General features: G+C 47.0%; 7 protein-coding genes. 3 read left to right on the top strand and 4 right to left on the bottom strand.

The annotated features are described in order from the left end of the window. Positions 1-16: 16 nt before the first annotated feature. The 4 genes from B3S86_RS10295 to B3S86_RS10280 are packed head-to-tail and all read right to left on the bottom strand — an operon-like array spanning position 17 to position 2,797. Positions 17-1,207 carry an aminotransferase gene (locus B3S86_RS10295; protein WP_290752166.1) on the bottom strand — a complete coding sequence of 397 codons (1,191 nt, stop codon included), beginning with the start codon at positions 1,205-1,207 and terminating at the stop codon, positions 17-19. After that, positions 1,204-1,701 (bottom strand): Lrp/AsnC family transcriptional regulator, encoded by a 498-nt coding sequence (locus B3S86_RS10290; RefSeq protein ID WP_035406085.1) that lies wholly within the window; start codon positions 1,699-1,701, stop codon positions 1,204-1,206. The genes B3S86_RS10295 and B3S86_RS10290 overlap by 4 nt, the downstream gene beginning before the upstream one ends. A gap of 4 nt (positions 1,702-1,705) precedes the next feature. Further along, positions 1,706-2,500, bottom strand: coding sequence for a glycosyltransferase family 2 protein (locus B3S86_RS10285; protein WP_035406088.1), 795 nt, complete (start codon positions 2,498-2,500; stop codon positions 1,706-1,708). A 57-nt stretch (positions 2,501-2,557) separates the two neighbouring features. Next, positions 2,558-2,797: a NifU N-terminal domain-containing protein gene (locus B3S86_RS10280; RefSeq protein ID WP_290752159.1), complete on the bottom strand. Its 240-nt coding sequence runs from the start codon at positions 2,795-2,797 to the stop codon at positions 2,558-2,560. Positions 2,798-3,258: 461 nt separating this feature from the next. On the opposite strand from B3S86_RS10280, the gene B3S86_RS10275 reads away from it, so the two are divergent. The 3 genes from B3S86_RS10275 to B3S86_RS10265 are packed head-to-tail and all read left to right on the top strand — an operon-like array spanning position 3,259 to position 7,045. Further along, entirely contained in the window at positions 3,259-5,526 is a 2,268-nt protein-coding gene (locus tag B3S86_RS10275; protein ID WP_056062774.1) for a ribonucleoside-diphosphate reductase subunit alpha, read from the top strand. A gap of 18 nt (positions 5,527-5,544) precedes the next feature. Beyond that, positions 5,545-6,033 carry a flavodoxin domain-containing protein gene (locus B3S86_RS10270; RefSeq protein ID WP_035406096.1) on the top strand — a complete coding sequence of 163 codons (489 nt, stop codon included), beginning with the start codon at positions 5,545-5,547 and terminating at the stop codon, positions 6,031-6,033. Beyond that, on the top strand, positions 6,002-7,045 hold the full coding sequence (locus tag B3S86_RS10265) for a ribonucleotide-diphosphate reductase subunit beta (RefSeq protein ID WP_035406099.1): 1,044 nt from the start codon (positions 6,002-6,004) through the stop codon (positions 7,043-7,045). Before B3S86_RS10270 ends, B3S86_RS10265 begins: the two co-directional genes overlap by 32 nt. Positions 7,046-7,343 lie beyond the last annotated feature (298 nt).

Genomic DNA, 7,343 nt, shown 5'->3' with positions numbered 1-7,343 from the left:
AGCAAGCGGCTTATTTTTAATGTGAATGAGACGATGTTGTCTCATCCTGAGTCTGCCATTTTTTCATGAAGCGCTGAATGCGCGCGATGGCTTCTTGCAGTTGTTCGATTGAACTCGCGTAACTTGCTCGGACATAGCCTTCACCGCTTGCTCCGAAGACGGATCCTGGAACGACGGCGACGCGCTCAGCGAGCAACAATTGCTCGGCGAACTGCTCACTCGTCAGCCCAGTATGACCAATGTACGGAAAAGCATAAAAGGCACCGCCTGGTAAGTGCGTCGGAAGACCCGCATCGTTTAACGCCTTGACGAAGTAATTCCGACGTTGGCGATAACTTGTCACCATATCAGGGACCGTCTTATGACGAGAACGTAACGCTTCAATACCCGCGAATTGGACGAGTGTTGGTGCACACATCATTCCATATTGGTGGACCTTCAGCATCGATTGCGTGATTGCAGGTGGTGCGCAAGTAAAGCCGAGCCGCCAGCCCGTCATCGCGAAGGCTTTCGAGAAACCATTGATGATGATTGTCCGCTCCCGCATACCAGGAAGGGACGCAAAACAAATCGCTTCCGTTTCGTAGGATAGCTCCGCATAGATTTCATCACTGATGACATATAAATCATGCTTTTGAACAAGTAACGCGAGGTCCGCTAATTGATCGCGTGTCATCGTCGAGCCTGTCGGATTCGATGGGAAACAGAAAATGATTGCTTTCGTTTTGTCCGTCAGCAACTGTTCGATCGTTTCCGGTTGAATCGCAAAACCGTCTTCTGCGTGACATGCAGCGGCGACAGGAATTCCTCCAGCAAGTTCGATCAAGGGGGCATATGAAACGAACGCCGGTTCAACGACGATGACTTCATCTCCCGGATTGATCAAACTACGAAACGCAAGGTCAAGTCCTTCCGAAGCTCCGGTCGTGACGATGATCTCTTCCGTCGTCGAATAGGAGATGGCGAACTTTTCTTGCATGTAAAGCGCGATTTCCTGACGTAACTCGAGTAAACCGGCGTTAGCACTGTATGCTGTGTAGCCCTGTTCAAGTGCTGCAAAGCTTGCTTCTCGGACGTTCCATGGCGTGACGAAATCGGGTTCACCGACACCAAGTGAGATGACATCTTCCATCGATCCGGCTAAATCAAAGAAACGACGAATGCCGGATGGGGCTAGCTGTTCGACACGTGTTGATAAAGATTTCATGGAGACACCTTCAATCGTTTGTCGTCATCATCCTGACTGAAGAGAACGCCATCGTGCTTATACGTCTTTAAGCGGAAATGGGTCGTCGTCGAGATGACGGAGTCGAGTGTCGATAATTTTTCAGAAACGAATTGAGACACTTCTTGTAGCGATTTGCCATCAAGTACGACTTGTAAGTCATATGCGCCTGACATCAGATACAGGGACGTCACTTCCGGGAAACGATGGATCCGCTCTGCGACTTCATCAAAGCCGCGTCCCCGTTTTGGTGTGACTTTGACATCGATGAAAGCTGTCACGCCGTGATGGGCATGAATCTTTTGCCAGTCAATGACGGCGGTATAGCCGAGTAGGACACCGTCACGTTTGAATGTTTCGATCGAAGCTGCTACTTCTGACGCTTCCCAATCGAGCATCTGCGCAAGTAAGTTTACGTCCATCGGACCATTTTGTGTTAATAGTGCTAATAATTCGAGTTGTTTTTCGGTGTACATGGAATCACTCACTTTCTGTCAATTGACCATTGAAGGTACGGCGTGTCTGTCGCAATCGTGCGCGTCGTTCTTCCTGAACGATATGGAAGTTCTTCATTTCACGTGTCGGAAGTTGATGTTTTTCGACCAGGCGGTCAAAATAGACGCGTCGCGTTGCGTCTTGTCGTGCCGACTCATGATTGCCGGACGGGTTGAAGGCGTACAGGACGGTTGCTCGTGCCGGATGTAACACTAAATGATCCTTACCGACGCGTAAAATCCAGTCCCAGTCCCAGTAGTTGAAGACGTCTTCATCAAACAGACCGAGTTGATCGTGGAGCGATTTACGGTAGAGCGATCCGGACGGAATGTACGTCGAGTCTTCTCGGATCGTCTCCGGATCATACGGGTACGCGAACGGTTCGGAATGGAGTGCAATCCGGTGACCGTCTTCCCAGCGATACGTAAAGAGCTCCGCGTCCGTATACGTTAGATCCGCGCCGGCTTCGAGATCACCGACTGCCTCTTCGAGATGACTCGGTAATAAGAGGTCATCGTCATCATGAAGTAAGATATACCGACCGGAAGCGAGCATGACACCGTGATTTCGAGCACGGACGTGATGATTTTCAGGTAACTCGACATATGTGATCTGCAGACGATCCTGATAGGCAGAGGTCACTGCTGAGACATCGTCGCCATTATTGTTTAGGACGATGACATCGAAGTCCTGATAGTGTTGACGTGTCAACGCTTCTAGCGCTTCTGCTAGTTCGCGAGGACGATTGTATGTCGGGATGATGATGGATACGGTTGGCATCAGCGATCGCTCCTTGAACAAAGACACCTGTTCAGGAACAGGTGTCTTCTTGTTTTTTTACATGTTTGCTTCGATACGTGGTAGCAGCTCATTCCATTCTGCTTCTGGTTCTTTCGTGACCGTCACGAAGTCGCCGTAAGCGAATAGATTATCGATGCCGTCGATCGCGATCAAAGATGCGAGCAACGTATCTTCCGGTGCATCTTCTTTTTTGACACTCGTACTTTTCGCACCGAAGCGCTGTTCCTCGAGCGTGATTTTGACGGAATTCGGGTTTGGTGTGTAATCGACTTGCATAGGTAAGCTCCTTTCAACGTACATACGTATATGCCATATGTCATCTTTTCGTGATAGTTGGATTCAATCCTTCTTCCTCCAAACGGAAGATCGGTACGTTCAGTATATCAGAAAATTCGAAGAGATTATTTTTCTTCTGATAGGAGAAATGACTCATCTTTATTTTAAGGGTTCGCGTGAACTTATAATATGTTTTACTCGCTATCTCAATATATCTCAAAAGGCGTCATGATGCCTTTTTCAAATTGTTTGACCTGAATTTCAAAGCAAGGGGTTATTTTTTTAGATTTCAGTGATAACCTATATCTTGTACATTAACAGGTTTAAAAACGTCTAAAACGTCTATATATAGAGTGATACTTGTAGAGTTCTTTCTATATGTAGGACGTCTTTTTTTAGTTTAGCGTATTTCATCGTGTAATGCGAACCTGTTTAACGATAGAGAATGGGAGTGGTTCATAGTGGCATCTCCACTGAATACAGCACGCATCTTTAAGGGTGCAATGACAATAGAAGACGTATATGTCGTGATTCGACAAGCGACGGAAACGTATCCGGAACTTGATATCGACCGCTATACAGAACGTGCCATCCGAGCGCTTGAAGGGAAGTCCTTACAAGCAGATCAAGTCTATGAACTGTTAACGATGCATGCACTCGATATGTTGAAGGCAGAAGAGCCGAACTGGACATTCGTAGCGACAGCGACTTACTTAAATCGGTTATATCTAGAAGCGGGTGAAAACCGCGGATATGCAGCGGAAGAACGATATGGTTCGCTGTATACATTGATTGAAAAGCTGACAGAAATCGGTATCTTCACGAAACATTTACTGGATGCGTATTCGAAAGAAGACATCAACGAACTGTCGGCAACGATTGATCCTTCCCGCGACCACCTGTTCACATACATTGGCCTTCGGACACTGGCAGACCGGTATCTTGCACGTGATCACGTCAAAAATTTGTACGAGCTACCGCAAGAACGATTCATGGTCATCGCGATGACGCTGATGCAGAACGAACCGAAGGAACGTCGTTTAGAACTCGTCAAAGAAGCCTACTGGGCATTGTCGAACCTCTACATGACGGTCGCGACACCGACGCTTTCGAACGCCGGTAAATCATATGGTCAACTCTCATCATGCTTCATCGATACAGTCGATGATTCGCTACGCGGCATCTATGACTCGAACACGGATGTAGCGACACTTTCTAAGGGTGGCGGCGGAATCGGTGTCTACATGGGGAAAATTCGCTCACGTGGATCAGACATCAAAGGCTTTAAAGGTGTTTCAAGTGGTGTCATCCCATGGATGAAACAATTGAACAATACGGCAGTCAGCGTCGATCAGCTCGGTATGCGCCAAGGATCAATCGCCGTGTATCTTGACATCTGGCATAAGGACATCCTCGAGTTCTTAGATGCGAAGCTCAACAATGGGGACGAGCGACTTCGGACACATGACTTGTTCACGGGCGTTAACTTACCAGACCGCTTCATGCGTGCTGTAGAAGCACGAGAAGACTGGCACCTGTTTGACCCACACGAAATTCGGACGATTATGGGCTTCAGCCTTGAAGATTATTTCGATGAGACAGAACAAGGCGGTAGCTTCACGGAACGATACGAAGCATGTGTCAACGAACCGCGTCTCAGCAAAAAAACAGTCCCAGCGATTGATCTCGTCAAACGCTACATGCGTTCGCAACTTGAGACAGGGACGCCATACATGTTCTTCCGTGACGCCGTTAACCGTGCGAATCCGAATAAACATGCAGGCATGATCTATTCATCAAACCTGTGCTCGGAAATCATGCAAAACATGAGTCCGACGACCGTGACAGAAGAATATACAGAAGACGGTAAAATCATCGTCACGAAGACACCAGGTGACTTCGTCGTCTGTAACTTATCATCGATTGCGCTTGCACGTGCGGTTCGTTCAGATGTTCTCGAACGATTGATTCCGATTCAAATGCGGATGCTTGATAACGTCATCGACTTGAATACGATCGATGTTCCGCAAGCACAATTGACGAATCAAAAATACCGTGCCGTTGGTCTTGGAACATTCGGTTGGCACCATCTGCTCGCGCTCGAAGGTATCCGTTGGGAATCGGTCGAAGCGGTGCAATACGCAGACCGTCTCTACGAGAAAATCGCTTACTTGACGATCGATGCGTCGATGCAACTTGCGAAAGAGAAAGGCGCGTACCGTCTCTTTGAAGGTTCAGAATGGCAAACAGGAGAGTACATCAAACGTCGCCACTACAAAACGACGGATGAACTCGATTGGGATCGTCTCCAAGCCGACATCACGGCGCACGGGATGCGGAACGCTTACTTGATGGCAGTCGCACCGAACTCATCGACGGCGATCATTGCGGGAAGTACGGCATCGATTGATCCAATCTATAAAAAAGTCTACTCAGAAGAGAAGAAAAACTATAAGATCCCAGTTACCGTTCCGGATTTAACACCGGAAACGAACTGGTTCTATAAATCAGCGTTTGAGATTGACCAGTTATGGAGCATTCGTCAAAATGCTTCGCGTCAGCGTCACATCGACCAAGCGATCAGCTTTAACCTGTACGTGAAAAATAACGTCAAAGCAAAAGAATTACTCGAGATGCACATGGAAGCATGGCAACTTGGGATGAAGACGATCTACTACACGCGTTCGACGACGGTTGAGATCGACGAATGTGAATCGTGTTCATCATAAGATAAGGAGGACGATATCATGAAGGCAGCAATCGTATATGCGTCATTGAGTGGAAACACGGAGGAGGTGGCAGAACTCGTCGCGAAGACGTGTTCTGAGATGGGAATCGAGCCGACGATGTTGTTTGCGGACGAAGTGACGACGTATCAGTTAATGCCTTATGATATCGTCTATTTTGGTTCGTATACGTGGGGAGATGGGCAATTACCCGACGATATGCGCGACTGTCTTAGAACGGTTTTGAAGGAGAGCACGCATGCGATTCCGCAGGCAGCTGTTTTTGGAACAGGGGATAAGATGTTCGTCAAATATTGTCGCGCCGTCGATGAGATGGCGTATCACCTCTCGAAATTCGGGATCCCGCTTGCCGGAGAACTGTTGAAAATCGAACAGTCGCCACGCAATCGCCCGCATCTCGTCAAGGAATGGACAAGACGGACCATTCTTCAATTACAGCAAGAGGGAGTCGAAGCACATGGAACAGCTACAAAAAATCAAACTGCTTGATGCACGTCATCCAAACCGCGCGACAGCGATCATCGGTGGCGAAACAAGTGCCATCGTCAATTGGAACGACATTGCGTATCCACAGTTTTATTCGATTTACAAACAACTGTTATCGAACTTTTGGATTCCAGATGAGATTTCAATGTCAAAAGACATGCAACAATGGAATCAATTGAGTGAACGGGAACAAGATGCATTCAAACGAATCATTGGGCTACTCTCGATCCTTGACTCGGTTCAGACACGCTACATCTTAGAATCAGCGATGTTCACATCAGACTCATCCGTTCATGCGATTCTCGCCATCATCGCGCAACAGGAAGTCGTTCATAATCAATCGTATAGCTACGTCTTATCCAGCTTAGTTCCATTGGCTGAACAAAACCGGATTTTCGATATCGCGAAAGACGATGACATGGTCATGAAGCGTAATGCATTCATTCTTGATTTATACGAAGATTTCCAAAATGACCGGACGCCAGAGAACTTCGCGAAATCACTCGTTGCTTCAATCGTTCTTGAAGGGATCAACTTCTATTCTGGCTTTGCTTTTTTCTATAACCTAGCGCGCCATCAGAAGATGGTCGGAACATCGACGATGATCAGCTATATTCAACGTGATGAATTGCAACACTCGTACTTCATCAGCCAGTTATTGCGTGCTGTCTTGTCAGAGCATCCAGAAATCGATGCAGATGGCTCATTCACACAATTCGTCTACGACACGTTTAAGCGTGCGGTGGATCTTGAAATCGAATGGAGCGAATATGTCTTGCGTGATTTAGACGGTCTGGACGTCAGTGAGATGCGTGACTATGTCAAATATCTTGCGAACAAACGCCTTCGCGTCATCGGTTTGTCGGACCTCTACGAAGGACACGACGAAGACGTCATGCCATGGATTCGGGCGTATTCAGATGATTCGATGAACGCGACGAAATCGGACTTCTTCGAACAAAAATCACGTTCATATGCGAAAGTAACGGATGCGAATGGATTCGATGATCTGTAAGTGAAATGAAAAGCATGTGGAAAGGACTAACTGATAAAGTTTTGTTTACACTATTCAGTTAGTCCTTTTTCTAACGGCTTAAATAATCGAAAATTCAGATATCAAAGGAGGTGGTCCGGAAAAGTGTACAAAAAAAGCAGCTGCGAAATCGCAACTGCTTAGTACAGCGAGGGAGTTAACTCTCAGCTGCACGTTGCGTTCGAACAGACACGGCAATGTCTATTCGAACAAGAATAGTGTTGTTAAGAACTTAATCAAACAATACTACATATGTGCCTCAAGTAAAACAATTTTATTT

Origin of the sequence: Exiguobacterium sp. UBA3968 (genome assembly GCF_002385115.1) — a bacterium.
Lineage (GTDB): Bacteria > Bacillota > Bacilli > Exiguobacteriales > Exiguobacteriaceae > Exiguobacterium_A.
This window is presented reverse-complemented; position numbering and strand designations above follow the sequence as displayed.

Bases quoted from the DNA above. Each gene is read 5' to 3' on its own strand.
- B3S86_RS10295 (WP_290752166.1), bottom strand. From the start codon at position 1,207: ATGAAATCTTTATCAACACGTGTCGAACAGCTAGCCCCATCCGGCATT.
- B3S86_RS10290 (WP_035406085.1), bottom strand. From the start codon at position 1,701: ATGTACACCGAAAAACAACTCGAATTATTAGCACTATTAACACAAAAT.
- B3S86_RS10285 (WP_035406088.1), bottom strand. From the start codon at position 2,500: ATGCCAACCGTATCCATCATCATCCCGACATACAATCGTCCTCGCGAA.
- B3S86_RS10280 (WP_290752159.1), bottom strand. From the start codon at position 2,797: ATGCAAGTCGATTACACACCAAACCCGAATTCCGTCAAAATCACGCTC.
- B3S86_RS10270 (WP_035406096.1), top strand. From the start codon at position 5,545: ATGAAGGCAGCAATCGTATATGCGTCATTGAGTGGAAACACGGAGGAG.
- B3S86_RS10265 (WP_035406099.1), top strand. From the start codon at position 6,002: ATGGAACAGCTACAAAAAATCAAACTGCTTGATGCACGTCATCCAAAC.